The organism is Actinomadura craniellae, assembly GCF_003289645.1.
Classification (GTDB): Bacteria; Actinomycetota; Actinomycetes; order Streptosporangiales; family Streptosporangiaceae; genus Actinomadura_D; species Actinomadura_D craniellae.
The window spans coordinates 139,822-166,586 of sequence record NZ_QLYX01000016.1 but is presented as its reverse complement, the minus strand read 5'-3'; the positions used below and the strand labels follow the sequence as shown (position 1 = coordinate 166,586).

The following is a 26,765-nucleotide window of genomic DNA, read 5'->3' as shown; positions in this document are numbered from 1 at the left end:
CCGAATAACCGGCCGCCGAAGAACGGTTGTTCCCGGGCATTCTCCGAGGTGGGAATGCCCGGGGAACGACGGAAAGCAAAACCCGTCCCGCCGCCCTGCGGCGCGCCGCGGACGGGCCTGGCGGGGAGTCCCGGACCAGGTGTCCCAGGCGTTCTGGGGCCGGTGTCCCGGGTGTCCTGGGTCAATTGCGGGGCTGGGGCAAAATTGGCCGTACCTGGCCGAAGAATGACGTATTGATGCAGGTCCAGGCTGCTCCTGGTGCCGGCCCCGGGATGTTCCTGAATCGGGACACCTAAGGGCTTGTTGTGTAAATCGGAACTATGTTTTGATCAACCTGCTTGGCCCGCCGACGGGGATTACGGGGGCCTTTGGTCAGCCATGTGGGGGAAACACATGATCGGACATGCTCTGCATCAGCCTGCCCGGAATCACTCCGTGCGTACCTTCGCGCGGGAGGCGGCGTGACTGCCGCGGCCGCCGCGAAACCGGCTCTGAGCAGCGTGAAGAAGGCCGTGGCGGCCAAGCCGCCGGCCCCGCCCGCGCCGCCGCCTCCGCCCAGCAAGGTGGAGTCCAACGTGACGCTGTGGAGCTTCACCCAGCCCAACGGCGGGAAGCTCGCCGAGGCCGCGTGGCCCGCGGTGGTCAACGGCACGCTGGCGGCGACCACCGGCGACCCGGCGGAGGAGGCCGCCGGGCCCCGCCGGCTGTCGGCCTTCCTCGGCCTGGGCGCCAACCTGCGCGGGCTCGCGGCGGCGATCGAGCCGATCGTCAACAAGGGCGCGCTGGACCCCAAGGACGCGCCCAAGGACGCCACCGACCTCAAGCTCACCCAGAACGAGCTGGAGAAGGCCCTGGCGGTCTATCTCGGCCTGCCCATCCCCCCGCTCCGCCCGACCGAGTGGAAGGTCGGCCGCCGGGTGATCCTGCCGATCGAGGTGGAGATCGTCCCGCCCGCGGCCCCGACCTGGAAGGTCGGGCGCGCGCAGATGCGCGAATGGGCCCGGCTGATCAAGCCCGAGGAGGAGGTGGGGCTCCAGCTGACGGTGCGGCTGCCCGTCGAGCCGCTGCCGGCGACGACCGAGGCCGGCCACCGCCCGCTGGAGCTCAAGGCCCAGGTGGCGACGCGGCTGGGCACGCTGACCAAGCCGGTCGCCAAGCCGGAGGAGGTCGCCGCGCTCGGTGCCGAGGTCCATGCCAACGTGCTGGTCAACCCGTTCGAGGGGATCTTCTACCAGATCGAGCTGATGCGGCAGCTCCGCCGCGACCGGCCCGAGCTCGAACTGCCCGTCACGCTGGCCATCCTGTCCGGCTTCTCCGCGCACCAGGCCGCGGTCACCGGCTGGACGATGGGCGGCAACGCGCTGTTCCGCCGGCTCTGGGACGCGCTGCGCCGCAAGGGCGACGGCGTTCCGGCCGCCGACAAGCCCGCGGTGGCCGGCGCGCGCGCCCTGCTCGCCGGAGCGCTCGGCCTGGCCGCCAACGGGACGGCCGCCTGGTACTCGCCGACCGAGCGCGGCCCGTCGGTGCCCCCGGTGGACCTGTTCCTGGCGCCCGCCCAGCTCCTGCGCAAGAGCCCGAACGGCAAGGACGTCTACCTCACCGTGGTCTACGGCCGGCTCATGGCGGCCGGCGTTCGCGACAACACCGGGAAGTACTACGGCCCGGCGGCGCTGGGCAGCATGGACCTGGTGGACTTCGTCGGGGACGATCCCGCGTTCCTCGGCCCGGCCCCCAGCTCCACGCTGCTGCAGTGCTGGGACTTGGTCAAGAAGATCGCCCCCAACGAGGGGAAGCTGGACGGCCTGCGGCTGGCCGACGCGGGCATCGTGTCGATCGGCATCCAGCAGTGGACGATCGCCGCCGACGACGAGCTGACCGTCGTGTTGTACCAGTTCATGCGGATGGCGCCGGACCACTTCGACCTGTTCTTCGGCATCCGCGGGATGCAGCTGCGGGTGTGGGGCCTCGCCGACACCACCGAGCCGACACCCGACAAGATCGACGAGGCCAACCCCTACCTGCGCCCGCGGTCCCGGCCCGACACCCCCGAGACCTGGCGCAGCGCGTACGCCTCGAAGCCGGCCGGCGACTGGGGCGACGCCGGCACCGGGCCCGCCGACGACGGCGTCCCGAGCCGGGTCAAGCTGGTGTGGCTCAAGTACAGCGCCCCCGGCGGCCCGGTCGAGACGCCCCAGCCGATCAGGTCGGGCACCGCGCACCGCTGGGCGCTGTTCGGCGGCGTGGAGAACGCGGCCAAGCAGGTGATCTTCGACCCGCTGTGGGGCGGCATCTCCCGCCTGGCCTCCCAGACCTCGCGGGAGCTGTGCACCGCACAACTCCAGACCGCCGTGTTCCGGTTCCAGCGCCTGTGGAACCAGGTGAACGGCATGTATCCGACCACCGACGCCCCTGGCGGCAAGCAGTACCCGTTCCGCCGGCTCGTCTCCTCGCAGTTCTTCGTGGCCGCCGTGATCGACGCGCACATCAACGTCCCCGGACTGGTGGCCGCCGACCTCGACACGGCGTTCCGCAACACCTACGCCCGCAAGCCGTACACGCTGGTCGGAACCGAGGCCGACGACCACTTCCTGATGCGGATGGCGATCAACTTCGTGCTCGTCCGGCGCGTGTACAAGAGGAACAAGGACTCCCGGGACCACAACATCGTCGTCCTCCACGACAAACCCGTGATCCCGGCGACCAGGGACAAACCGGCCAGGGATCCCGGCCTGAACGCCACTCCCGGCAGCTTCACGGGGTGGCCCGCGCCATGATCCCCGACACCATGACGGCCGAGGCCAGCGCCCTCGGCCGGGCCATCGGCCTGTTCGACGGCCCCTCCGATGACCTGTCCCTCAACACCGCGTTCTTCGCCTCGCCCGCCGAGCACGTCGCGCGGGTGCTGGCCGACCCCGACCAGCGCGACGCCGCGCTGGAGGCCCTCGATCTCCTGCTGCCGCACGCGGCGCTGGAGGAGGAGACCCGGCTGCACCCGCTGGTGGAGCCCACCGGCATCGGCGGCCTCTACCTCGGCGTGACCCGCACCGGCACCGGCGCCGCCACGCAGATCCTGCTGGACCTGCGGGCCGTCGCCCAGCCCGGCCCCACCGCGCCCCGCGTCACCGCGACCGTGCCGCTGGTGGCCGTCCGCAACGGCGCGCTCGCGGTCGTGACCGGCGAGGCCGCCCACCCGGTCGAGCTGGCCGCCACCGTGCGGCTGCCCGGCGACGGCGCCCGGCTGACCGCGTCGCTGTCGATGGCCGGGACCGGCCCCGGCGGCGCCGCGGCCCGGTTCCGGGTCCGGTACCGCCCCGGGCCCGCCTCGACCCTGCCGCCGCTGGACCTGGACCCGATCGCCGTGCCGGAGGGCCTGGCGCAGCTCGCCGCCGCCCTGGTCGACGCGCTGCTGTCGGCGGCCGACCAGCCGGCGCAGGTGCGCGCCCTGGCCGGCCACCTGACCGGGCTGCTCGGCCTGTCCGACGGGCTGCCGGCGCTGCCGCTGGCCGGCCTGGTCCACGACCCGGCCGCGATGCGCGGCTGGCTGGCCGGGCTGGCCGGCTCGACCCTGGCCGACGGCCGGTCGGCGCTGGTGGCCTGGCTGCGGCACATCGCCGGGCTGCTGGGCGACCTGCCGATGTCCGCGCCCCCCGCGGGCGCTCCCACCGAGGAGCAGCCCGCGGTGCTGCGGCTGACACCGCCGGGCCCCGGCCCGGCGGTGTCGGCCCGGGTGTGGCTGCGGCCCGCGCCTGACAGCGGCACCCCGGTGCTGGTCGTCGCGCTGGCCGCCGAGTTCACCGTCGCGGCGGCCGGCGCGGTCGTCTCCGGCGAGGGCATCCTGCTGGCGCTGCCGCTGCACGGCACCGGCCCCGCCGTGCTCGCCGAGCGCGCCGAGGTGACCGTGCGCCGGGCGGCGGCGTCCGGCCCGCTCATTCCCGCCGGCCCCGCGACCCACGGGTTCGGGGTGGGCTCGCTGCGGGCCGGGCTGCGCTACGACGCCTCAGGACTCGGCCCCGTGCTGGAGTTGCGCGACGTCGTCACCCCCGACCACGTGTTCCCTCGCCTGGACCTGACCGACGCGTCCTCGCTCGGCAGCGCCGCGGCCGCCGCGCTGGAGGACGCGCTGGAGGAGGGCCTCGGCGCCGCCGGGCCGTTCGTCGGCGCGGTTCGGACGCTGCTGGGCCTGGCCACGACCCCCGGCACCGATATCGGCGGCCTGGCCACCGCGCCGACCCGCGCGCTGGCCGCCTACTACCGGGAGTTGCGGCAGACCGCCGACGGCTGGCGCCGCCTACTCGCCGCGATCGGCGGGCTGCTCGGCTCGGGCCGCCCCGGCGACCTGGCACCGGTGACCGGCGCCGGCACCGCCGCCGACCCCTGGGTCCTGCCGCTCGGCTGGTGGCCCGGCACCACCGCCGCGACCGGCGGCTTCGCCCTCGCCCTGTGGGACGAGGGGACCGCCGGCGCGCCCCGCCTGCACCTGGGGCTGCGGTTGCGCGTCGCGTCCGCCGCGCAGGCCGCCACTGCCTGGGCGGTGTCGGCGCAGGCCGCGCTGCTGGCCGCCGACCTGGCGCCCGAGGGCGGTGGCGTCCGCTGGCTGGGCGGCGCCCGCGCCGACCTGGCCGTCACCCCGCCCGGCGAGGAGCTGGACGGCGACCTCGGCCTGGCCACCGGCGACCTGCGCGCCTTCGCCGCCTGGGCGCCCGGCAGGCCCCTCACCGCGCAGGTGACCCTCGAGGACGTGCGGCTGACCGTCGCGGGCGAGCAGCTCGACCTGGGCACGCTGCGGCTGCCGGCCGACACCGACGCCTCCAGCGGCACGTTCGGCCTGGCCATCAGCCCCGCCCAGGCGGTGGACGTGCTGCGCGCCGTCGTCGCCCGTGCGGCCGCCTCCTGGGGCGGCCCGGGCGCCGGGCTGCTGCCGTCGATCCTGGGCATGGGCCGCTCGGCGCGGCTGCCCGAGGGCGCCCCCGCGATCGAGCCGCCCGACCCCGACGACGCCGGCTCCCTGCTGGAACGGCCGCTGGAAGCGCTGCGCTCCTGGGCCGCCGCCCTGGTCTCCGCGCAGGCGGGCGTCACCGCCGCGGGCCTGCCCTACCTGTCCGAGGCCCGGTGGCCGTTGCAGGCTTTCCTCACCGACCGGGTGGGCCTGTTCGAGGACATCGGCGCGGCGGGCCCCGCCCCGGCGGGCCACGGCACCGCCGCCGACCCCTGGACCGTGCCGCTCCAGCCGCACGGCCGGCCCGCCGCCGAACTGCTCACCTGGACGCTGCCCGGCGGACCGCCCCCGGAATGGGCCGAGGCGGTGACCGCGCGCCTGGAGAGCGAGACGCTCGACACCACCGACCTGGACTACGTGGCCGACCTCGCCGCCGACCTCGGGCCGTTCGTCGGCGAGGCCACCGCGGCGCTCGGCTCGGGCACCGAGGCCCTCGGGTCGCTGCGGCTGCTGCGGGACCTGTTCGCCGAGGGCGACGGCGTCGTCCCGGCGGACGCGGCCGGGCGCGGCCCCGGCTCCGCCGAGGTGGCGACGCCCGTCACCGCGGCGCACCACATGCTGCCCCGGTCCCGCGACGCCATCCGGGCCGTGCTCGGCACGGTGCGCTCGCTGACCGCCGGCCTGGGCACCGTGCCCTGGTCGGTCGTGCTGGTCGCCCCCTCGTTCGCCGGGGACGACTGCTGGTCCGGCCTGGTCGCCGCGGCCACCGGGCCCGGCGGGCCGCTGCCCGCGTCCGCCGCGGTCGCGACCGTCGACCTGCGCGGCGTCCCCGACCCGCTGCACGCCGACCTGAGCACCATCGGCGCGGCGCCGGTCTACGTCGTGCGGCTAGGGGAAAAGGCGGAGCACACCGCCGTCCACCAGGCCGCGCAGCTGCGCCGCGTCCTGGACCGGATCGCCGTCGCGCGGCCCGGCGGGCGCACGGTGCTGGTCGCCCATTCGGTCGCGGGCGTGGCCGCCCGCAGGCTGGTCGCGGACCTGGCCGCCGAGCCGGCCACCTCGGTGCTCGGGCTGGCCACGCTCGGCACACCGCTGAAGCCGGTGGACGTCAGCGCGCTGACCGGCCCCGGCGTGCGCAACGCCGCCCGGCTCGTCCGCGGGGTCGCGCCGTACGGCCTGGGCGCCGAGGGCGCGGACGACATGCTCGTGTTCCTGGCACCCACGCAGGACGACCTGGACCCCTACGGGCGGGACCTGCCCGCCGCGACCGCCGCGGTGGCGGGGCCGGGGCTGCTGCCCGCCGCCCGGTTCGCCGCGGTTCCGGCGACACCGCCGGACGTGCGCGGCATCCCCGTCCTGGCCATCACCGGTGAGTTGCCCGGCGGCACACTGGCGACGCGGCTGGCCGACCTGGTCGCCGGCGCCGCGGCCGCCGGCACCCCCGGTGAGCAGGTCACCCACCTGGCCCACGGGGTGCGGATCGGGCTGCCCAAGCCTGCCGGGCCGGCCGGCGCGGTCGCCGTCGAGACCGACGTGCGGCTGGACCTGGGCCGAGTCCCGGTCGTGGTCGGCGCGCCCGAGCCGCCGGCGCCGCGGGCCGGCCTGGTCGCCCGGGTCCGGCTGGCCCGCGCCGGCGGGCCGCTGCTGGACACCGAGACCGGCGCCGTCCCCGAGACGGGGGCGCGGATCGGGACCCTGGAGGCCACCGTCACGGTGCCCGGTGACTCCGGCGCGCCGGTGCTGGACGTCGTGCTCCGCGACGCCGCCCTCGGCGGCCGCTGGTCGCACGCCGCGGGCCTGGACGACCCGCGCACCGCGCCGCTGCTGGCCCACCTCATCGACGCGCTCGGCCGGGAGAACCCGGCCGGCGGGGAGCTGGCCGCGTTCCTGAACCTGCTCACCGACCTGGGCCTGACCGGCACCGACGGGACGGGCAAGGTCTGGATCGCCGACGCGTTCGCCGCGCTGGCCGCCGACCCCGGCGCCTACCTGGGGCCCCGGCTGGTCTCGCTGCTGGACCGCGGCACCGGCCTGTACGGCCTGGCCCGCGACGCCGGTGCGGCGGCCGGGGCCGGGCCGTGGCACTGGCGCTCCCCGGACCTGCCGGTCGAGCTGGTCGTCACCCCGGACCCGTGGCGGGTCGCGGTCCGCACCACCGGCGCCGGGCTGGCCACCGCGGCCGGTGGCCGGTTCCGCGGCGCCGGCGAGGTCGAGCTCGGCGGCGCGGCGACCGCGGACTGCGCCCTGTCACTGGCCGGGTCCCTGGCCGGCCTCGGGCTGGACCGGGGGCCGACCGGCGCGCCCCGGCTGCACGCGCCGTGGCTGGACGCGCCGCTGCCGCTGGACGCCGGGCCCGCCGAGCTGCGCGCCGCGCTGGCCCCGCTGGTGCCGCGCCTGATCGCCGACGTCTGCCTGACCGGCCTGCTCGAACGGGCCATCGGCGGGTTCGGCCCGGCCGCCGCGCTGTCGCGGCTGCTGCACGACCCGGCGGGCTGGCTGCTGGACAACCTGCTGGGTGGCGGCGGATCGGGAACACCCGACCCGGCGGCGCTGAACAGGGTCCTGACCGACCTCGCCGACGCCGCCGGCCTGGCCCGCGACACGGCCCGGCCGCTGGTGCTGCCCGGCAACCTGATCGTGCGGGCCGACGCGGCCCCGGCCGGCGGGACCAGGCTCTCCCTGGCCACCAACTCGCCCGTCGCGATCAGCGGGATCACCCTGGCGCTGTCGGCGGCGGTCACCCTCGCCGGCCGGCACGCCGCCGTCGGCGGCACCCTGGAGGTGGATCTGCCGCTGCCGGGCAGCTGGGGGAGCGTCCGCGTCATCGCCGGGCACGGCCCCGACGGCCCGGTGCTGGCCTGCACCCTCTCCGGGGCGGAGACCACCGTCCACCTGCTGCCCGCCGTCAAGGGGGTCGCCGAGCTCGTCGCGGCGCAGGCCGCGCGGCTGCTGCCCGAGGTGCTGGACGGCCTGACCGCCGCGGCGGCGTCGCCCGCGCCCTCCCCGCTGCTGTCGGACGCCCTCGCCGTCGCCGCGGCGCTGGGCGTCTACGACCCGGCCGCGGGGCCCGGGCACGGCTTCGCCGCCAAGGGCGACCGGCTCGCCCGGCTGGTCCGGGCGGCGCCGGGTTCCCCGGACGGCATCACCGCCGCCGGGGTGAGCGCCACCGCCACGCTGCTGGGCCGGCTGCTCGGCGGCATCGTCTCCTCGCCCGCGCCCGGCGCGCTGCGGGTGTCCACCCCGGTCCTGGGCGGGAACCTCGTCCTGGACGCCGTCGCCGTCCCCGGCTCGGCCCAGCCCGCCCTGCTGGTCGGGCTGACCGGCCTGAACCTCCAGACACCGGTCGGCGGGCAGGTCAGCGCCGGGGTCACCGCCGACGTGACGGTCGGCCGCTCCGGCACGGCCTACACCGCCGCCGCCCGGCTCGCGGCCCGCCTCGACACCGGCGCCGGGATCGTGCTGACGCCCCGGCTGGACCTGTCGGCGGGCTCGGACGGACGGCTGCGCGTCGCCCTGCGCCCGCTCGGCGACGACCAGGTCGTCGTCGCGCTCGCCCCCGTCCCGGCGGCGATCACCGCCGCCGATGCGGCCCGGCTCGCCCGGGCGTGGGTCGTCCCGCTGGCGACCCGGCTGATGATGCGGGCGGCCGACACCTGGCTGTCGCGCCCCCTGTGGGACGGCCCCACCGGCAAGAACACCCGGGACCTGCTGCGCGCGGCCAAGGTCGTGGACGACCAGGACCGGCTGCTGCCGCTGCCCGGCCCGGCGGCCGCGCTGCGGGACCTGCTCGGCGTGCTGGACGGGGTCGCCGTCCCGCTGCCGGGCGGCCTGGGGCTGGGCCTGGCCCGCTCCGGCACCCTGCTGGGCCTGCGCCTCACCGGCCAGGCCGAGATCACCGCCGGGGAGTACCGGGTCGAGCTGCACGCGGGCCTGCCCGCCGCAACGGGCATCGCCTGGCCGGCGGCGGAGAACGGCGTGACGCTGATGCTGCTGGACACCGCCGGGACGGCGCCGGGCCTGGCCCCCGCGCTGCGGTTCGGCGGGGTCGGCGCGACCGTGCGGCGCCGCGACGGCGCCGCCGTCATCGACGCCGGCGGTGTCCGCCTCGGCCACGCGTCCGGCTTCGTCCGCGCCGAGGTCGTGCTGCCGGTCGGCGGGACCCCGCGCCGCTCCACCACCGCGGGTTCGCTGGGTGCGGCGGCCGTGCTCGGCGGGCTGGGCCTGCCGCTGCTGACCGCCCCGGGCCCGGCCAACGACCCGGTCGCGGGCGGGATTTTGGCGCCCGGGACCGGCGACGGCACCCCGGCCAACCCGCCGATCGACGTGGTGGTCGCCTCCGGCCCGACCGGGCCGCAGGTCGTGCTGAACGGCACCGACGCCGCCGAGCCGCGCTGGCTCCCGGTGCAGAAGTCGTTCGGCCCGCTGCACCTGGACCAGCTCGGCCTGGCCCACCGCAAGCTCACCGGCCCCGAGCACGCCGACCACCCCGACGCCGTCGCGCTGTTTTTCGACGGCAGCCTCGCCCTGGCCGGCATGTCGATCAAACCGGACGGGCTGCGGCTGCTGGTCCCGCTGGACGACCTGGCCGAGCCCGGCGAGTGGGAGATCGGCCTGGACGGCCTGGCGGTCTCGCTGGACCTGCCCTCGGTGCGGGTCGCCGGCGGGCTCACCCGGACCGTGGCCGACGGCGTCGCCGAGTACACCGGCGAGCTGGCGGTGGACGTGGCCGGCCGCGGCTTCACCGCGATCGGCGGCTACTCCAAGGGCGCCGACGGCGTCACCTCGCTGTTCGTGTTCGTCGCGCTGCCGTTCGCGCTGGGCGGCCCGCCCTACCTGTTCGTCGAGGGCCTGGCGGGCGGCGTCGGCTACAACCGGGCGCTGGTGGTCCCCACCGACCCGATCGCCGCCACGTCCTTCCCGCTGGTGCAGGCGGTCCAGGAAGGCGGCGTCGGGCTGCCCCGCGACCCCGACTCGCAGCTCGCCGCGCTGCGCAAGGTCGCCCCGGCCCGCCGGGGCAGCCACTGGGTCGCGGCGGGCGTGCGGTTCTCCAGCTTCGAGCTGGTGCACACCAGCGCCGTCGCCTACGCCGCCCTCGACCGCGGCTTCCAGGTCGGGCTGCTGGGCGTCTCGCGGATGGTGCTGCCGATGGCCGGCCCGGCCATCGCCAACGTCGAGCTGGCGGTCAACGCCCGGTTCGACTCCGCCGAGAGCCTGCTGTCCATCCGCGCCCAGCTCACCGACAACTCCTGGCTGCTGTCGCGCGACTGCCAGCTCACCGGCGGGTTCGCGTTCGTCATCTGGTTCCGCGAACGCCGGTTCGTGCTGACCATCGGCGGCTACTCGCCGTGGTTCGACCCCGAGGGCTTCCCGGTGGTGCCGCGCGTCGGCATCCGCTGGGCGGTCTCCAGGCAGATCTCGGTCAAGGGCGAGGCGTACTTCGCCGTGGTGCCCGGGTTCATGATGTTCGGCGGCCGGATCGAGGCCGCCTACAACACCGACATCGTCCGGCTGTGGTTCACCGCGTGGCTGGACGTCCTGCTCGGCTGGGACCCGTTCTACTACCGCGTCGACATGGGCGTGGAGGTCGGCGCGACGTTCCGGTTGCGGGTGTGCCTCATCGCCTGTGTGACGATCCGGGTCAGTGTCAGCCTGGGCGTGTCGCTCCAGATCGAGGGGCCGCCGCTGCACGGCCGCGCCCGGGTCGACCTGGCGGTCGCCTCGGTGACGGTGCACATCGGCGACCCGGCACCGCCCCCGCCGGCGTACCTGACCTGGCTGGCGTTCAGCCGCCGCTACCTGGCCGGGCCCACCGGCCCGGCGGTGGTGGCGGTCTCGGCGGGCGCCGCGGCCGACACCGGCCCGGCCGCGACCGGCGCGAACCCGCCCGACGGGTCGCAGGCCAACCCGTGGCCGATCCAGGCGGCGGCGCGGCTGCGCACCGAGAGCCGCATCCCGGCGACGCGCGCCAAGGTCGGCGAGACCGCGGTCCCGCTCACCGGCATCACCGTCGGCGGGCCGGCACCGCTGCACCCGACGCCGTGCGGGAACAAGGTCCTGCCGTACTTCCGCGTCACCCACCAGGTCGCGGTCACCGGATCGAACGGCGCCGCGCCGAACTCGATGGTGGTGACGCCGCGGCAGGGCGGCTTCCAGGCGGCGCTGTGGCAGCCCGCCCCCGCCCCCGGCGACCAGCCGCAGAACGTGGACGGCCTGCCCGCGCTCGGCGGCGTCGACCTGGACTTCATCACCGCCGCCACCGGCGCCCCGGTGACGGTCCGGCCCGAGATCACCGCCGTCAGCACCCCGCTGCCGTTCGGGGCGCCCGCCGGGCGCGCCCGGGCGGCGACGGCCCTGGCCGCCGAACCGGCGCCGCCCGCCCGGACGCGCCGCACGCCGACCGCCCCGGGGCCGAGGCTGATCGGGGTGGTGCACCCCGGCGGCCGCCGGGTGACCAGGCCCGCACCGGTTCCCGCGGCCGCGCTCGCCGCGACCGGCGACGCCGTCACGCTCGCCCCCGAGGCGGGGTACGTGTGGCGTGTCTCCGCCGGGGAGCGTGCGGGGCTGGCCGTCGAGCACGGCCGGGCGCGGGTGGTGTGCGTGTCCGGGTCCGGGCACGTGCTGGCCGACCGCGTCGTGGACGCCGCGGCCAAGGCGTTCACCCCGCCGGAGGGCACCTCGCACGTCATGGTCGGCGACGTGGCGGGCCTGCCCGCCGGGGCCCCGGGCTGGCACGTCGGGACGCCCGTCGTCCAGGTGCTGCCGGGTGTGGCGCTGGCCGGGCGGGTGACGCTGCTGCCGGACGGCCCGGTGCCGATGCCCGCCGCGCCCGACCAGGTCGTCCTGCTCAGCGCCGGGGACCTGCTGCGGAACCGGGGCGGCTGCCGGACGCTGCTGCCACCGGCCACCACGGTCGTGCAGGTCCTGGTGGAGCGCGCCGACGGCACCGCCGGGGCCGCCGCCGACCTGGACGGCGCCGTCACCATCGACGGCCGCACCGTCCGCGGCGAGGCCCTGCGCACCGCCTCGGGGATGGGCCTGCTGCTCCAGGTGCCGCCCCGCGACAACGGCGCGGACCTGCCGGTGCAGGTGGATCTGGAACTGCCCGGCGGCTGGTCCGCGGTCGCGGTGCACGCGGTCGCGCAGCGCGAGAACGAGGCAGCCGACGAAGGGGCAGGCCAAGCGCTCGCCGCGGCCGGGACACAGCCCGCCGTGGTGCGTTGGGCCGCCGCCGACAACGACGGGGGATGGAAATGACCGAACTGGAACCGGGCCGGATCGACTTCTACGACGGAGTCGCCCCCGGACTGCGCGACGACACCTACCGGGTCCGGGTGACCACCACCGTCGAGCACAGCGCCACCGCCGACCACGCGGGCGCGCAGCCGCTGGAGGTGTTCACCGAGGACCGGTGGGTCAAGGTGGCCGGGGCGAAGTACCGGCTGGACCCCGGCGAGGTCCTGTCGGTGTACCCGCCGCCCGACTCGGCGGGGGCTTACACCACCACGCTGGGGCACGTGGTGCTACGCCGCCGCACCCTGCCCTGGGAGAAGGCGGTGGCCCCCTCCACCAGCACCCCGTGGCTGGCGCTGCTGCTCCTGGACGTGAACGAGGCCACCATCAACCGCAACGTGGCCGCGCCGGACGGCACCCGCCACACCACGGTGTCGATGAGCGCGGACGTGGCCCGGGCCGCGCTGCCCCTGCGGGCCGAGGTGCCGCTGCTGTGCCACGCCCGCCAGGTCGCCCCCGGCGGCCCGGACACCGCCCGCGACGACGACGGATGGGTCGCGGTGGTGATGACCGGCCGCCTCCCGGTCGCCGGGCGTGCCTACAACATGTGCCTGGTCTCGCTGGCCGACCACGGCGCCGTCCTGGACCGCGGCAGTGTCCCGGCGACCGTCACCCTGCCGGTGCTGCACGACTGGACCTTCAAGTCCGGGAGCTCGGGCACTTTCCAGAAGGTCGCGGCGGGTGTCGCGCAGAACGCGGCCGCGTTCGGCCTGTCCGCCGGGCATCCCGCCTCCCTGGACCACACCCGCCGGGACGGGACGCCGGGCGTCGCCCTGTACCGGGGCCCGATCGTGGGCGTCGCCGACGAGCCGGCCGTGGCCGCCGAGGGCGAGACGGACGTGAGCCTGTCCACCGCCCGCACGCTCGGCCGGCTGCTGGCCGCCGCAGACCGGTCCCTGGTCCGGGAGCTGAGCGAGTGGCGCCGCCGCGACCTGATGTCGGGCCTGGGCCCGCCCGCGTTCGCGGCCGGATCCACCTCGGGCGACGTCGCGGCCGAGACGGTGGCGCGCCTGTCGGGCGCGACCGCCGACCCGTGGGGCGTCCCCGACCGCGTCCGCCGCCTGCACGCTCGGCGCGACGGCGCGCTCACCCCGGCGGAGGCACCCGGCGCCGACGGCGGCACACCCGACGGCGCGATCCCGCAGGACGCCGGAACCGCAGCGGAGGGAAGGTCATGAGCGAGGCAGGGCGCGCGGCGCTCCAGCGGGGCATGGCGGCGGCCGAGAAGCTGAGCGCCGGCGAGCCGCCGCAGGCCGTCACCGAGGCCATCGACCGCTACCACCGGCTGATGGGCATCCCGTTCGACCACATCGTCCCCGACCCGGCCCTGCTGCCCGAGGAGTCGGTCCGCTTCTTCATCGTGGACGGCGAGTGGCTGGAGGCGCTGACCGAGGGCGTGCTGAGCGTCGGCGGGACGGGCAGCCGGGCGAGCGCGCTCGCCGCCCGGCACACCGAGCTGTACCGGAGCAGGATGCGCACCGCCGCCGCCTCGGGGCCGGTGGCGGGAATGCTGCTGCGCTCCACCCTGGTGGCGCAGTGGCCGACGACGCAGATCCTGGCGTTCGCCGATCCGGTGCCGCCGCGCGACGCCAAGCCCGCGGGGCTCGACCCGATCGAGCCGCTGCGGTTCGAGGCACTGGCGCCGACGCTGCTGCTGGTGCTGTGGCCGCAGGTGCCGTCCGCGGTCTGGATCGAAGAACCGCACCGCGAACTGGGCCACGGCTTCCACGTCGATCCCCAGACCGGGGGGCTGGTTGTCCCGCCGGCGCCGAACACGTCCGGGGCGAACGTCCCGGTCCAGATGCGCGCGCCCCAGACCGTCGACATCGTCAGGCTGGCCGCCGATGTGGCCAGGCAGCCGGGCCGGGGCGGCAGGGCCGGCTCGGGACCGCTCGCCGCCGCGCTGCTGAGCCGCCCGTACCGGCAGGTCTTCGAATGAGCGACACCGCAGGACGCCACACCCCGGGGGAGAGCGTGTACGAATCACAGCCGGTACTCACCACGGCCGCCGCGCCCGACGCCGCCGCATGGCTGCTGGTCCCGGTCGCGCTGGACGTGCTGGCCCTGCGCGCCGGCGACGGCCCGGCGCAGTGGGCCGACACCGCCATGCGCGAGCCCGTCCCCGGCGGCGACGCGGTCCAGATGCTCCAGGCCGACCCGTTCACCGACCGGGCGCCCCGCGCCACCGGCGCCTACCTGCACTGGGCGGTCCCCGACGCGCTCACCCACGCCGAGCAGGCGCCGCCCACCGGCGGCGAACCGGGGCCGGTGGTCTTCCCCGCCCTGCCCGAGCGGTGGCTGGTGGCCAGGCTGTCGGCCAAGGCGGGCCCCAAGCCCCGCGCCGTCCGCGCCTGGATCCTGGACGCCGCCGGGGCCGCGCCCGGCACCCCGCCCACGGTGACTCCGCTGGAGCAGTGGACCGCGCCCGCGCCCGGCGCGGTGCCCGCCACGCCGCTCACCGCGCTCGGCCACGGCGACTTCGGCTGGGCGGCGTACTACGACAACGTCGAGGGCAGGCTCGGTTTCCACGACCCCCTCACCGACGCCGAGGGGCCCGTCGCCTACCTGGTCTGCGGCTGGTACGCCCACCCCGCGCTCGACCCCCTGCGCCGCGCCAACCCCGCGGGCTGGAAGGCGTTCACCGACCACCTCGCCGACCAGCGCTGGCGGCTGCCGGGGGACCAGTACAACGGGCTGGCGCCCACGCCCACCGGCCTCATCCTGCACGGCAGCGCCGTGTCGATCGGCTGGCCCGGCACCGGCTGGAACGGCGACCTGGGCGGCGTCCTGTCTGCGGAGACCGACTACCGGCCCGACCCGGAGGCGATCCGGCTGGCCCTGGCCGAGTCGCTGGTGGATGCCCTGGCCGCGCTGTCGGCCGAGGACGGCGACGAGGCCGCCCGGCTGACCGCCGTCCGCGCGTTCCTCGCCCAGGCCGACGGCGAGGCCGCCGGCGCCACCGGCGGCGGCACCAGCCCCGACGGGGAGTCCCGGCTGACCGCCGCGCTGCACGCGATGCGGTTCGGCGCCGCCCCGGACGTTCCGCACCAGGAGACCATCTGGCAGGCCGCCGACCCCCGGCCGGCCGCCGAACCCGCTGCCTCGGCGGCCGCGGGCACCACCGTGGCCGGGCAGTTCGTCGGCGTCGAGCGGGCCCGGCCCCGGCTGTTCGAGGCCGCCGACCCGGTGCTGATCGTGCAGGGCGGCGGCCGTAGCTTCAAGCATGGCGGCGACGGCCGGTTCGAGGGCGACGCCCGCCTCACCGTCCGGCTCGGCGGTCAGACGGTCGCCAGCCTCGGCGCCGCCGCCGACGGTGGCGGCGGCGCGCCCGCCGGGCGGCTGGACGGGACCGTCCTGCGTTCCGGCGTCCCGGCGCTGTGCCAGGACCTGCTGGTCGAGCTGGCCGCGCTGGACCCCGGCTCGGCCCCGCTGCCCGTCGGCGGCGAGCGGTCCCCGGCCCTGGCCCGCACCGACTGGTGGGCGACCTGGGACCCCTCGCTGCCCCCGGCGGCCAACGGCGGCGCGCTGCCCTCACCGGTCGCGGTCACCCCGCCCGCGCGCCCGTGGAACCCGCTGCACGCCGACTGGGAGCTGCGCTACGAGCCGCTCGCCGCGACCGGCTGGCGGCTCGGCGACACCGACCTGGAAGGGGCGCCCCCGCCCGCGGTGGCCGAGCCCGCCAGGACGTTCCGGGGCCGCGCGCCGCTGGCCGCCGGCCCCGCGTCCGTGCTGGCCGGCGCGACCCTGCGCGCCCAGCGGAAGGCCGTCGCCACCGGCCTGGCCGGCCCCGCCGCCGCGCCCGCCGACGTCGAGCTGCTCGACCTGCTCGGCGGCCGCCTGGACGGCCTGATGAGCATGCTGCGCGGCGAGCAGCAGGGCGACCTGGTCGGCGGCGACACCCGCCCGCCGCTGCTCACCCCTCCCCCGCCGCTGCGCGCGGGCCGCACGAAGCTGACCCGGCTGCGGCTGGTGGACACCTACGGCCAGGTCGTCGAGATGGCCTCGGGCGCCCGCTCCGCCGGGCCGCCGACGCTCGTGCCGCCGTCCGCGGCCGCCGACGACGACCCGGGCAGCCTCATCCTGGCGCCCCGCTTCACCGCACCGGCCCGGGTGACCCTGCGCTACGTCGCCGCTGACGGCCGCACCGACACCGCCGGCGCCACCGTCGAGGCCGACGACACCGTCAGCCCCGTCGCCGGGTTCCTCATGCCCGACTTCGTGGACGGCTCGGCGGAGTTCTTCGACCCCGCCGGAGGCGGCCTGGGCCGGCTGCGCGCCGACGGCACCGGCGCGACCGTCTGGGAGGACGACCCCGCCCGGCCCGGCCGCCCCGGCCGGCTGGGCGCCGACCCGGCCGACGCGATCGGGCACCCGGCTCTGGCCGGGCTGGCCTCCGGCGTCGTCGAGGCCGACCGCCGCGGCGGCCCCTACGACCCGACGGCGCTGTCGTCGCTGCTCAAGGTCATCGACACGACCTGGTGGACGATCGACTTCACCGGCGAGGCCGGCGAGGAGCACCTCGCCATGCTGCTGGGCCACCCCGTCGCGGTGCTGCGCGCCGAGCTGCTGGTCGAGGTCGACGACCCGGCCGCCGACCCCGCCCTGGGCGGCATCCCGATCGAGGTGGTGCTGGGTGCCCTGGACCGGTTCGAGGACGGCCTGGTCGGCTACCTGGCCGGCGACGACCCCGGAACCCTGCGGGTCATCGACCCGGCCGTGCTGGAGGCCGCCCGCGAGTCCGGCAACCCGCTGGCCGAACGGTACGTCACCGGCGACCCGCTGATCGTGCGTCCCGGCGTCCCGGTGCCGCTGACGCTGCTGGTGGCGCCCAACTGCCAGGTCCACGTGCGGACCGGGCTGCTGCCCGCCAAGGCCGTCGGCATGCGCCGCTCCTGGGTGGCCGAGCCGCTGGCGAAGATGACGCCGACGTTCCGGCACGGCCCGGTCCTGGTCGACGCCGAGCACCGCCGGCTGCCGCTGCCCGCCGACGTGCACGGCACCTGGACGTGGCTGCACCGCGCCGACCCCCACACCTGGGCCGCCGACGAGGTGACGGTGCTGCCGCCCGGCGGCGCCGGCGCCGCCGAGGGCAGCCCGCCGGTCCGGGCGCCCCGCGTCGAGGAGGGCTGGCTGCGGCTGGGCCTGGTCGACGCGAGCTGGGAGCAGTACGCCGTCCGCGTGGACGTCGAGGCGGTCAGCCAGGTGCCCCGGATCGTGCCCGGCAGCCCGATCAAGCGCATCGGCGGCTCCAACGGCGGCCGGTCTTGGTCGCTGAGCGCCCAGAACACCATGGAGCTGATCCGCAGCGGCCGGTTCGACTTCTGGATGCAGCCCCGCGTCAACGGCCACCCGGCCGGCATGCCGCAGGGCGACGCCCGCCAGATCCGTGTCGTCACCGATGCCGAGGGCCGCTCCGCCCTGACCACCACCACCGCGGGCGACCTCAACGACCCGCTGCTGACCCTCCCCGAGACGGGCATCCCGGAGATCAAGATCTTCGACCCGTCCAACCCCACCACCTACGAGCCCAAGGACGGGTACCGCCGCTACACCCTGGCCGCCCGGCACAGCGGCCAGTACCTCGACGTCACCGGTGGCGCCCACGTCGTCGACCCCTACGTCCCGATCATCACCTGGCCGCTGCACGGCGGCACCAACCAGCAGTGGGCGTTCCGGTGGCACGACCACGCCTACTTCACCATCGCCGCCTGGAACAGCGGGCTGCTGCTGACCGCCGGCCCGCTGGAGAGGCCCGACCTGTCCGGGGTGTTCCAGGCCCCGCCGCCGCAGCCCGGCGCGCCCGCCGCCACCCAGCTCTGGCAGCCGGTCTCCACCGGCGACGGCCACGTGGTCATCTACCTCAAGGGCACCACCCGGTGCCTGAGCGTCGACGGCGGGCCCGAATGGATGGAGAACGGCCTGCGGACGGTGGTCACCGAGTACCAGGGGCTGCCCAACCAGCAGTGGAAGATCCGCCCGGTCGACATCGACACCCCGCTCTTCGACGCCACCGCGATGTCGATCAGCGTGCCGCAGACCATGTACACCTCCCAGGTGGAGACCCTGACGGTGCGGGTCCGCAACACCGGCAACAGCGCGTGGCGGCCCGAGGCCGGGCACGCCCTGCTGCCGGGGGGCGGGTTCGTCCAGCTCGTCTACATCAAGGCGAACTACAGCACCGAGCGTCTGACGGCCATCCCCGTACCCTCGGTGGTGCAGCCCGGCCAGGAGGTGACGATCACCTTCCTGGCGGCCGGGGGGACCAGTCCCGCCACGCTCACCGGCTCGTTCCGGATGGGCAAGGTGACCGCGGTCGGCGGCATCCCGGGCGGGATCACCGAGCCCTGGGGCCAGCCGACCCCGGACCGCACGGTCACGGTCGCGCAGGTCACCGGCACCCAGCTGTCGGCCACGGTCGCGGCGTCCATGCCGCCCGGCACGATCGTCGCCGGGGACAGCCCGTACGTGTGGTTCACCATCCAGAACACCGGTACCGCCACCTGGTACCGGGAGATGAACCACCGGATGATCAACCTGCACGGCGGGGCGGGCGACCCGCTGCGCCCGACCGACATGTCCCTGGGCACCAACCCGGTGCGGCCGGGGGAGACCACCAGCGCCGGGGCGCAGCTCCACCCCGACGTCCCGGGCACCTACCAGCTGCGGATGCAGATGGCGCAGACCGCGCCCTTCGGCGCCATGTCGCCGTCCTACTCGGTGGTCGTCACGGGCATGGTCAACGTGACGCAGGGCAACGGCGCGGCCTTCCCGACCACCTGGGTCCAGGGGTACGCGGCGTCCATCCGGGCCGTGCTGAACGCCGCGGCGCCGCGCGCGGTGCCGGTCACCGTCCGGCTGGGCGGCACCGTGTGGGGCACGACCTCCGTGCCCCAGGGCTCCACCGTCTCGCCGGGCGTCTCGCTGAACCTCCCGGTCGGCTGGCACACGATCACCGTGCTCTGCGCGACCCAGGCGATCACCAAGGAGGTCTACGTGATCGAACCCAAGGAGACCGAGAAGCCCGACATCGAGAAGATCGACCCGGACAAGGTCGCCTTCAAGGAGAAGGACCGCGACGAGATCCCGCTGACCGAGGACACCGGATCCGGCGCCCCCGCCGACGGGCCCGGCGCCACCCCGTGGATCTCCGCCGACGACCGTCCCGACGTCGGCGGCCACCTCTACGACGACGGGCCCGAGAGCGGTTGATCGTCATCGTCTCCGGGAGCGGCCACCGCCCGGCCCGGCCCCTGCTGCGGGGGCTGGGCGGGGCGCGGCTCGTGACCCCCCGCACTCTCGCCGGCCCCGGCACCCGCTGCGACCCCGCCGACCTGCCCGCCGCCACCCTCGGCACCCGCTGCGGGACGCTGGCGGCCGGCGACGTCACCGCCGTGCTGGCGTGCCTGCCCGCGGTCACCCCGTGGGACCTGCCGCACATCGCCGGACCCGAACGGAGCTTCGTCGCGGCCGAGCTGACGGCGCTGCTGGCGCTCTGGCTCCAGGCCCCGGCGCTGGTCGTCAACCGCCCGGTGCCCGGTTCGCTGTGCGGCCGCGGCCTGGACCCGGGCGACGCCCGCTGGGCCGCGGTGCAGGCGGGCCTGCCCATCACGGCCCGCTCCAGGGCCGAGACCCGCCTCACCCTGGTCGGCGACCGGGTCCTGCCCGGCGGCGCCGACCCGGCCGCCGCGGAACTGGTCCGCGCCCTTGCCAAGGCCCTGGACGCCACGGTCCTGTGCGTGCGCCTGGCCCGTGAACCCGACCGCGGCTGGTGCGTCCACGGCGTGGAGCCCTGGTGGCAGGCCGCGGATGGCGAGGTCACCGCCGCTCTCGGCGCCCTGATCGCGGAAGGGGCACGATGATCCTGCTGTGGGGACACCCGGAAGAACGCCCCTTCGCCCGGGTCCTGAGGGCCCTGCACGCCCGCGGCGCCGACCCCCTCGTCCTGGATCAGCGCCGCCCGATGACCGTGACGTCCGGCACCGTGCGCACCGCGGGCGCCTCATGGGACCTGGCCGGCGTTAAGGCGGCGTACCTGCGCCCCTACGACGCGGCCCGGCTGCCCGCCGTCACCAGATCCCCGGCGCGTACGGCCCTGACCCGGCACGCCCGCCGCGCCGCACCCGCCCTGTGCGCCTGGGCCGACCACGCGCCCGCCCTGGTGGTCAACCGCCCGTCGGCGTCGGCGACCAACGCCGCCAAGGCATGCCAGGGTCTGCTGGTCGAGGCGGCCGGTTTCGCGGTGCCGCCCAGCCTGGTCACCGACGACGCCCGGGCCCTCGCCGAGTTCGCCGCCGAGCACGGGGCGGTCGTGGTGAAGCCCGGCAGCGGCATCCGCGCCCGCGTCGCGCTCGCCGACGTCCACGACCCCGACAGGATGGCCCGCCTGGCCACCTGCCCCACGTTGTTCCAGCGCCACATCCCGGGCGAGGACGTGCGCGTCCACGTCGTCGGCGACCGGACCTTCGCGGTCCGGCTCGTTTCCGACGCCGTCGACTACCGGGTTCGCGACGCGGCCCTGAAGCAGAGCACGGTCGAATTGCCTGGCGACCTCACCGAACGCTGCGTGGCCCTGGCCCGAGCCCTGGGACTGGTCGTCGCCGGCATCGACCTGCGCATGACCCCGGAAGGCGACTGGTTCTGCTTCGAGGCCAACCCGGCCCCCGCCTTCACCTTCTTCGCCGGAGCCGACCAGGTAGCCGAAGCCATAGCCGACCTACTCCACGCTCACCGCCCGAGTTCGTAGAGCCCACGCCGTGGAGTCTCCACCGGCTTTGGCGGAGCCCTGCCGCCCGGGGTGGGGCGCCTTGGACTATTCGGCGATGGGCCGCGCGGCGGCGCCGGCGTGGAGCTTGGCGTCGCCCGTCAGCCCCAGTGACCGGATCCAGATCTTGTTGAGTGTGTCGAGCAGGGTCTCCGCGTCGTATTCGACGCCTTCGTATGACCACGCCATGACCACGCGCTCGACCATCAGCGTCAGGGCGTGCGCGGTGTGCCGCGGGTCCAGGTCGCCGTACGCCACGCCGGCCTTCTGCCAGCCGGCGATCGCGCGCGTGACTCTGCTCTGGAAGTGATCGGCGACCTCGTCCCACTGGGCCTTGAGCCGCTCGTCCTCGTCGCGCGCCTGGTAGACCGCCTGCAGAATGTGGGCGTTGTGCCGGAACGCCTCGAGGTAGAGCCGGTTGACTTCCTCGATGCGATGGACGGGGTCCTGCTGGGCGCTGACCTGGTCGGACGCGATCCCCGTCAAATCGGCGGAGACGTTCTTCATCAGCTCGTGCAGCAGATCGTGCTTGGACCGGTAGTAGTTGTAAAGCGTCCCCGACCCGACCTTCGCCTCGGCGCTGATGTCGGAGAGCCGGGCGTTGTGGAAGCCGTCCCGCTCGAAGACGACACGCGCCGCGTCACGAAGACGCTGTGGCGTGGTTTCGCGGCGCCGGTCGACCCGGGTGCGTGCCTTGCTCGCTTTGCCGGTGCCGGCGGCGGGCTGGGGCACGGCTGTACCTCGTCTCGACGATCGCTGGGAGTGACGATTTTACCAGCCGCGTGCACAGGGCCGAGTCCCGCCGGCTCCCGCTCAGTACAGAGGGTAAAAAAGAGAGATTGACGTCAATCTCTGTTTTTCGATATTTTCCTGCCCTACGTGACCCGACTCACACCTCACGGGGCGGTGGTCTGCGGGCTTCACGTTCCGCGCATTCGAACCAGAGAAGCGAGGGCATCATGAAGGCGGGCATGCACACCGGTTCGACTCCGTCGCGAGTCCTGCTGAGCGCTGGGCTGGGCTTGCTGCTGACGGCGGCCACCGCCTGCTCCGGTGGCTCCGACCAGCCCTCCGACGATCCGGCCCTCACGGGTGCGCCGATCAAGGTCGGCCTGTTCAACCCGGACAAAGGACCGGTGGCGGTCCCCGCGGTGAAGTCCGGGATGGACGCGGGCGTGAGCTACGTCGCCAAGGAACTGAAGGGCGTCGACGGGCGGCCGATCGTGGTCGAGGCCTGCTCGGTCGACGGCACCCCCGAGTCCACCATCGGCTGCGCCAACAAGTTCGTCCAAGCCGGCGTCGTCGCGGCCTTCGACGGCTTCAACCTCAGCTCGAGCGCCGGCATCGGCATCCTCCAGGCGGCCAAGATCCCCCTGATCGGCCAGATCCCGTTCGACCAGACCACCGGAAGCGCGGCGCCCGGGCGCGTCTACTTCGGCGCGCCCCAGGCGTCGTTCCTCGTCGGCGCCCTGCAGGGGTTCAAGGCCGAGGGCAAGACGTCGGCGACGCTGACGCTGGTGGACACCCCCGCCTCGCACAAGACCGTCGACACCCAGCTGAAGCCGCTGTCCGGAGCCATCGGGATCAAGGCGACCGGCCTGTACTTCTCGCCCACGAACCCGAACTTCAGCGCCCTGGCGGCCACGATCGCCTCGACCAAGCCCGACGTCGCCGGCCTGATCGCCTCGCCGAACGCCTCGGTGTGCACCCAGCTGATCAAGAACCTGAGGTCGGTCGGCTACTCGGGCGCGATCTTCGTCGCCGCGTGCACGTCCTTCATCAAGTCGGACCCGGCGTCCGCCCCCGGGGCGACGCTGTACTCGTCCGTGTGGCTGCCCGGTACGGAGCGGTACGCCCCCAAGACGGCGGTCGACAACCTCAAGGCGGCGACCAAGTACATCTCGCAGACCAGCGGCCCCGCCGACTTCTACGCGCACGCCCAGTTCGCCACCGTCGTGGACTTCGCCAAGGCTCTGGCGGCCGCGCCGTCGCTCGACAACCTCACCGGGCCGACCGTGCTGTCCACGCTCCAGGGCCTGAAGAACTTCCCGACCTTCCTCGGCCCCACGATCACCTGCGGCAAGACCACGACGCCGAACTGCACCACGCAGATGCTCCTGTTCACCGTGCAGAAGGACCTCTCGCTCAAGCCCGTCACCGGCACCTGGATCACCCCGGTCCCGGCGATCATGGCGACCATCCCCGGCGCGAGCTGAGTAACAGAACCCCCCATGAACGATCTCCTGCAGTTCGCCGTCATCGGCTTCTCCACCGGGGCCGTCTACGCGGTGCTCGGGTCGTCGCTCGTCAGCCTCTACGTCGCCACCGGCGTCATCAACTTCGCGCAGGGCTCGGTGGCGCTGTGGGCGGTGTGGCAGACCGCCGGGCTTCGCACGAACGGCGTGCTGGTCCTGCCGGTCGGCAGCGTCCAGCTGGGTTCCGGACCGATGGACGTGTGGCCGGCGGTGCTCATCGGCGCGGCCAGCGGACTGGTGTGGAGCCTGCTGGCCCACCTCCTGGTGTTCCGTCCGCTGCGCCGGGCCCCCGAGCTCGGGCAGGTGGTCGCGTCGGTCGGGGTGATGCTGTTCATCCAGGCCCTGGTCCCGCTCCGGTTCAACGCCGGGACCCTCGGCACGGAACCCAGCAGCCTCATCCCGCTCCCGACGCTGACGTCCGAGGTCTTCACGCTCGGCGGCACCACGATCGCGGTCAGCAACCTGATCCTGGCCGCCGCCGCGATCACGGTGGCGCTCGCCCTGGCCGGTTACTTCCGGTTCACCCGGATGGGCATCGCCACCAGGGCGGGCGCCGAGGACGAACAGGCACTGCGGCTGATGGGGTACTCGCCGGACCGGCTCGCCGCGTTCATGTGGGGCGCGACGGGCTTCGCTTCGGGGCTGATCGTGATCCTGGCGGCGCCGGCGATCGGCGGCCTGGACCCGACCAGCTACATGCTGTACGTCGTCCCGGCCCTCGCCGTCGCGCTCGTGGGCCGCCTGACCTCAATCGGGGTCGCCTGCGGCGCCGGTCTGGCGCTCGGCTCGGTTCAGCAGATCCTGCTGTTCCTGACGGCCAAGAGCTGGTGGCCGTCGTGGGCACAGGCCGGAGTCGGCGACGCGATCCCGTTCCTCATCGTCGTGGTGGCGCTGTTCCTGCTCGGTCGCGGCATTCCGGAACGCGGCGCCCGTGACGTCGGCGCGCAGGCTCCGGTGCGGGTGCCGCGGCTACGGCCGCTGTGGACCGCCGCGCTGGTCGCCGGAACGGCGGTCGCCATCGTCCTCACCACGGGCCAGTGGCGCTTCAGCCTGGTGATGTCGATCATCCTGACGCTGATCGCGGCGTCGGTCGTGCTGCTGACCGGCTTCCTGGGCCAGATCTCGCTGACCACGATGGCCTTCGCCGGCGCGGCCGGGTTCGCGCTCTCGAAGCTGACGACGAACGTGGGCGTCCCCTTCCCCCTGTCGATGCTGCTGTCGGCCTTGACCGCGACGGCCCTCGGGATCGTGGTCGGGGTACCGGCGCTGCGGATCCGCGGCGCCCAGCTCGCGGTGGCCACCATCGCGGCGGCACTCGCGATCGAGAGCTTCGTCTTCAACAACCCGGCGATGACGCCCTACACGGGCAACCTGATCGCCGATCCGTCCCTGTTCGGGTTCTCCCTGGCCGTCCGCCAGGGCACCGACCTCATCACACTGCGGTTCTCCTTCATGGTCCTCGTGATCGTGGCGGTGCTGCTGATCGCCATGACACGCCTGCTGTCCGGGGCCACCGGGCGGGCGTTCCTCGCCGTACGGTCCAACGAACGCGCCGCGGCCGCGGCGGGCGTGAACGTCCCGGCGGTCAAACTGCTCGGCTTCGCGCTGGCGTCGTTCCTGGCCGGAGTCGGCGGATGCCTGATCGGCTACAGCCGCGGCCAGCTCTCGGCCGCCTCGTTCACCGTCCTCGTCGGCCTGGCCGTCCTGGCGACCACCTACGTCGGCGACATCACCCGCATCTCGGGCGCGATCCTCGCGGGCGTCGCCGGACCGCTGGGGCTGCTGTACCTGGTGTTCACCCAGACGATCGACCTGGGCCACTACTACACGCTCGTCGTGGCGGCCGCGATGCTGCTGCGCGTGGTCGTCTTCGCGCCGCACCGCGATGCCGTCCCCGAATGGCTCCTCGTCCGCCGCGCCCGGCGGGCCCCCGCACAGCCGCCGGCCACCGCCGCCCACGCAAGGGAGTCCGCCGATGTCCGGTGACCCGAGCCCGCTGCTGCTCACCCGCGACATCTCCGTGCAGTACGGCGGCGTCCGGGCCAACGACCAGGTGTGCATCGAGGTCGGCCCCGCGGAGATCGTCGGTCTCATCGGGCCCAACGGCGCCGGCAAGACCACCTTCGTCGACGCCGTCACCGGCTTCGCGCCGCACACCGGCACGATCGAACTCGACGGCGTCCGGCTCGACTCGGTGCCCGCGCACCGGCGTCGCCGCCTGGGCCTCGCCCGGACCTGGCAGTCGGGGGAACTGTTCACCGACCTCACCGTGGCGGAGAACCTCGCCGTCTCGGTCGACCCGCCCGGGCTGCGGGGCCTGGCCGCCGACTTCGGGAGACGCCGGCACCGGGCCGACGCGGACATCCAGAAGGCCCTGAGCCTGGTGGGGTTGGAGGCGATGGCCGGACGCCGGCCCGACGAACTCTCCCTGGGCCGGCAGAAACTCGCCGGCGTGGCACGGGCACTGGTCGGCTCCACCCGCGTGCTGCTGCTCGACGAACCCGCCGCGGGACTGGACACCGAGGAGAGCGCCGAGTTCGGGCACGAACTGCGCCGGATCGCGGCCTCCGGTCCGGGTGTCCTGCTGATCGACCACGACATGACGCTGGTCCTCGACGTCTGCGACCGGGTCTACGTCATGGACTTCGGGAAGATCATCGCCGCAGGCACGCCAAGCGACGTCAGCAGCGACGCCCAGGTGATCGCCGCCTACCTGGGAAGCCCGGTGACCCCGTGACCGAGACGACCGACGCACTGGAGATCCGCGGCCTCAGCGCCGGCTACCGCGGGGTTCCCGCCATCCGTGACATCGACCTGCGGGTCGCGGCCGGGTCGATCCTGGCGCTTCTCGGCCCCAACGGCGCGGGGAAGACCACCACGCTGCGCGCGGCCGCCGGTCTGCTGCCGGCACTCGGCGGAACGGTGACCGCCGTCGGCTCGCCCGTCACCGGGAGCGTCGAACGAGCCACCCGGGCAGGGCTCTGCCTGATCCCGGACAACCGGGGAGTCTTCCACCGCCTGACCGTCGCCGAGAATCTCCGGCTGGCCAAGGCGCGGGGCGGTTTCGGCCCGGCACTCGACCGGTTCCCGCAACTGCGGCCGCTGCTGAACCGGCGCTGCGGTCTGCTCTCGGGAGGGGAACAGCAACTCCTCGCGATCGCCAAGACCCTCCTGCTCCGACCGAGGGTCCTGCTCATCGACGAGATGAGCATGGGACTGTCTCCGGTCGCCGTACAGCAGATCCTGCCGGAGCTGCGACGGCTCGCCGACGAGGACGGCACGGCGATCGTGCTCGTCGAGCAGCACATCGACCAGGCGCTCAGCGTGGCCGACGAGGCAGTCGTGCTCCACCACGGCCGGACGGCGCTCATCGGCCCTGCGGCCGATCTCCGCGAGGACCGGGATCAGATCCAGCGAGCCTACTTCGGAGACAAGGAACGCTGACATGACCTCCGACGCTCGGTAGCGGGCGGCGCTCACCGCCAGCTGCGACACCTTCGCCCCCTACGACGGCGCGGCCCTT

12 protein-coding genes are annotated in these 26,765 nt (G+C 75.2%); 11 read left to right on the top strand and 1 reads right to left on the bottom strand.

The annotated features are described in order from the left end of the window. The first annotated feature begins 461 nt into the window (after positions 1–461). Genes DPM19_RS28460 through DPM19_RS28430 form a run of 7 tightly spaced genes read left to right on the top strand, consistent with a single transcriptional unit; the run spans position 462 to position 20,969 of the window. Positions 462–2,774, top strand: coding sequence for a hypothetical protein (locus DPM19_RS28460; RefSeq protein WP_146779025.1), 2,313 nt, complete (start codon positions 462–464; stop codon positions 2,772–2,774). Beyond that, positions 2,771–12,190, top strand: a complete 9,420-nt coding sequence (locus DPM19_RS28455; protein WP_146779024.1) for a DUF6603 domain-containing protein — start codon at positions 2,771–2,773, stop codon at positions 12,188–12,190. Before DPM19_RS28460 ends, DPM19_RS28455 begins: the two co-directional genes overlap by 4 nt. Beyond that, the gene (locus DPM19_RS28450) at positions 12,187–13,404 is read left to right on the top strand and encodes a hypothetical protein (RefSeq protein WP_111871127.1); all 1,218 of its coding nucleotides are present in this window, start codon (positions 12,187–12,189) and stop codon (positions 13,402–13,404) included. Before DPM19_RS28455 ends, DPM19_RS28450 begins: the two co-directional genes overlap by 4 nt. Further along, complete coding sequence (locus tag DPM19_RS28445) at positions 13,401–14,165, top strand: hypothetical protein (RefSeq protein ID WP_146779023.1); 765 nt, start codon at positions 13,401–13,403, stop codon at positions 14,163–14,165. The genes DPM19_RS28450 and DPM19_RS28445 overlap by 4 nt, the downstream gene beginning before the upstream one ends. Continuing rightward, complete coding sequence (locus DPM19_RS28440) at positions 14,162–19,435, top strand: RICIN domain-containing protein (protein ID WP_146779022.1); 5,274 nt, start codon at positions 14,162–14,164, stop codon at positions 19,433–19,435. Before DPM19_RS28445 ends, DPM19_RS28440 begins: the two co-directional genes overlap by 4 nt. Continuing rightward, positions 19,432–20,085, top strand: coding sequence for a hypothetical protein (locus tag DPM19_RS28435; RefSeq protein WP_111871124.1), 654 nt, complete (start codon positions 19,432–19,434; stop codon positions 20,083–20,085). The genes DPM19_RS28440 and DPM19_RS28435 overlap by 4 nt, the downstream gene beginning before the upstream one ends. Then, on the top strand, positions 20,082–20,969 hold the full coding sequence (locus DPM19_RS28430) for an ATP-grasp domain-containing protein (protein ID WP_111871123.1): 888 nt from the start codon (positions 20,082–20,084) through the stop codon (positions 20,967–20,969). The genes DPM19_RS28435 and DPM19_RS28430 overlap by 4 nt, the downstream gene beginning before the upstream one ends. A 66-nt stretch (positions 20,970–21,035) precedes the next feature. On the opposite strand, the gene DPM19_RS28425 is transcribed toward DPM19_RS28430, so the two are convergent. Then, complete coding sequence (locus tag DPM19_RS28425; protein WP_111871122.1) at positions 21,036–21,719, bottom strand: TetR/AcrR family transcriptional regulator; 684 nt, start codon at positions 21,717–21,719, stop codon at positions 21,036–21,038. 227 nt (positions 21,720–21,946) lie between these two features. Between DPM19_RS28425 and DPM19_RS28420 the strand changes: the two genes are divergently transcribed. Genes DPM19_RS28420 through DPM19_RS28405 form a run of 4 tightly spaced genes read left to right on the top strand, consistent with a single transcriptional unit; the run spans position 21,947 to position 26,686 of the window. Continuing rightward, on the top strand, positions 21,947–23,203 hold the full coding sequence (locus DPM19_RS28420) for an ABC transporter substrate-binding protein (protein ID WP_199485332.1): 1,257 nt from the start codon (positions 21,947–21,949) through the stop codon (positions 23,201–23,203). A gap of 15 nt (positions 23,204–23,218) precedes the next feature. Beyond that, positions 23,219–25,228 carry an ABC transporter permease gene (locus DPM19_RS28415; RefSeq protein WP_111871121.1) on the top strand — a complete coding sequence of 670 codons (2,010 nt, stop codon included), beginning with the start codon at positions 23,219–23,221 and terminating at the stop codon, positions 25,226–25,228. Next, positions 25,218–25,979, top strand: a complete 762-nt coding sequence (locus DPM19_RS28410; protein WP_111871120.1) for an ABC transporter ATP-binding protein — start codon at positions 25,218–25,220, stop codon at positions 25,977–25,979. Before DPM19_RS28415 ends, DPM19_RS28410 begins: the two co-directional genes overlap by 11 nt. Beyond that, entirely contained in the window at positions 25,976–26,686 is a 711-nt protein-coding gene (locus tag DPM19_RS28405) for an ABC transporter ATP-binding protein (RefSeq protein ID WP_111871119.1), read from the top strand. The genes DPM19_RS28410 and DPM19_RS28405 overlap by 4 nt, the downstream gene beginning before the upstream one ends. Positions 26,687–26,765: the final 79 nt, after the last annotated feature.

Coding starts and splice junctions, on each gene's coding strand:
- DPM19_RS28455 (WP_146779024.1), top strand. CDS start 2,771: ATGATCCCCGACACCATGACGGCCGAGGCCAGCGCCCTCGGCCGGGCC.
- DPM19_RS28450 (WP_111871127.1), top strand. CDS start 12,187: ATGACCGAACTGGAACCGGGCCGGATCGACTTCTACGACGGAGTCGCC.
- DPM19_RS28445 (WP_146779023.1), top strand. CDS start 13,401: ATGAGCGAGGCAGGGCGCGCGGCGCTCCAGCGGGGCATGGCGGCGGCC.
- DPM19_RS28440 (WP_146779022.1), top strand. CDS start 14,162: ATGAGCGACACCGCAGGACGCCACACCCCGGGGGAGAGCGTGTACGAA.
- DPM19_RS28430 (WP_111871123.1), top strand. CDS start 20,082: ATGATCCTGCTGTGGGGACACCCGGAAGAACGCCCCTTCGCCCGGGTC.
- DPM19_RS28420 (WP_199485332.1), top strand. CDS start 21,947: ATGAAGGCGGGCATGCACACCGGTTCGACTCCGTCGCGAGTCCTGCTG.
- DPM19_RS28415 (WP_111871121.1), top strand. CDS start 23,219: ATGAACGATCTCCTGCAGTTCGCCGTCATCGGCTTCTCCACCGGGGCC.
- DPM19_RS28410 (WP_111871120.1), top strand. CDS start 25,218: ATGTCCGGTGACCCGAGCCCGCTGCTGCTCACCCGCGACATCTCCGTG.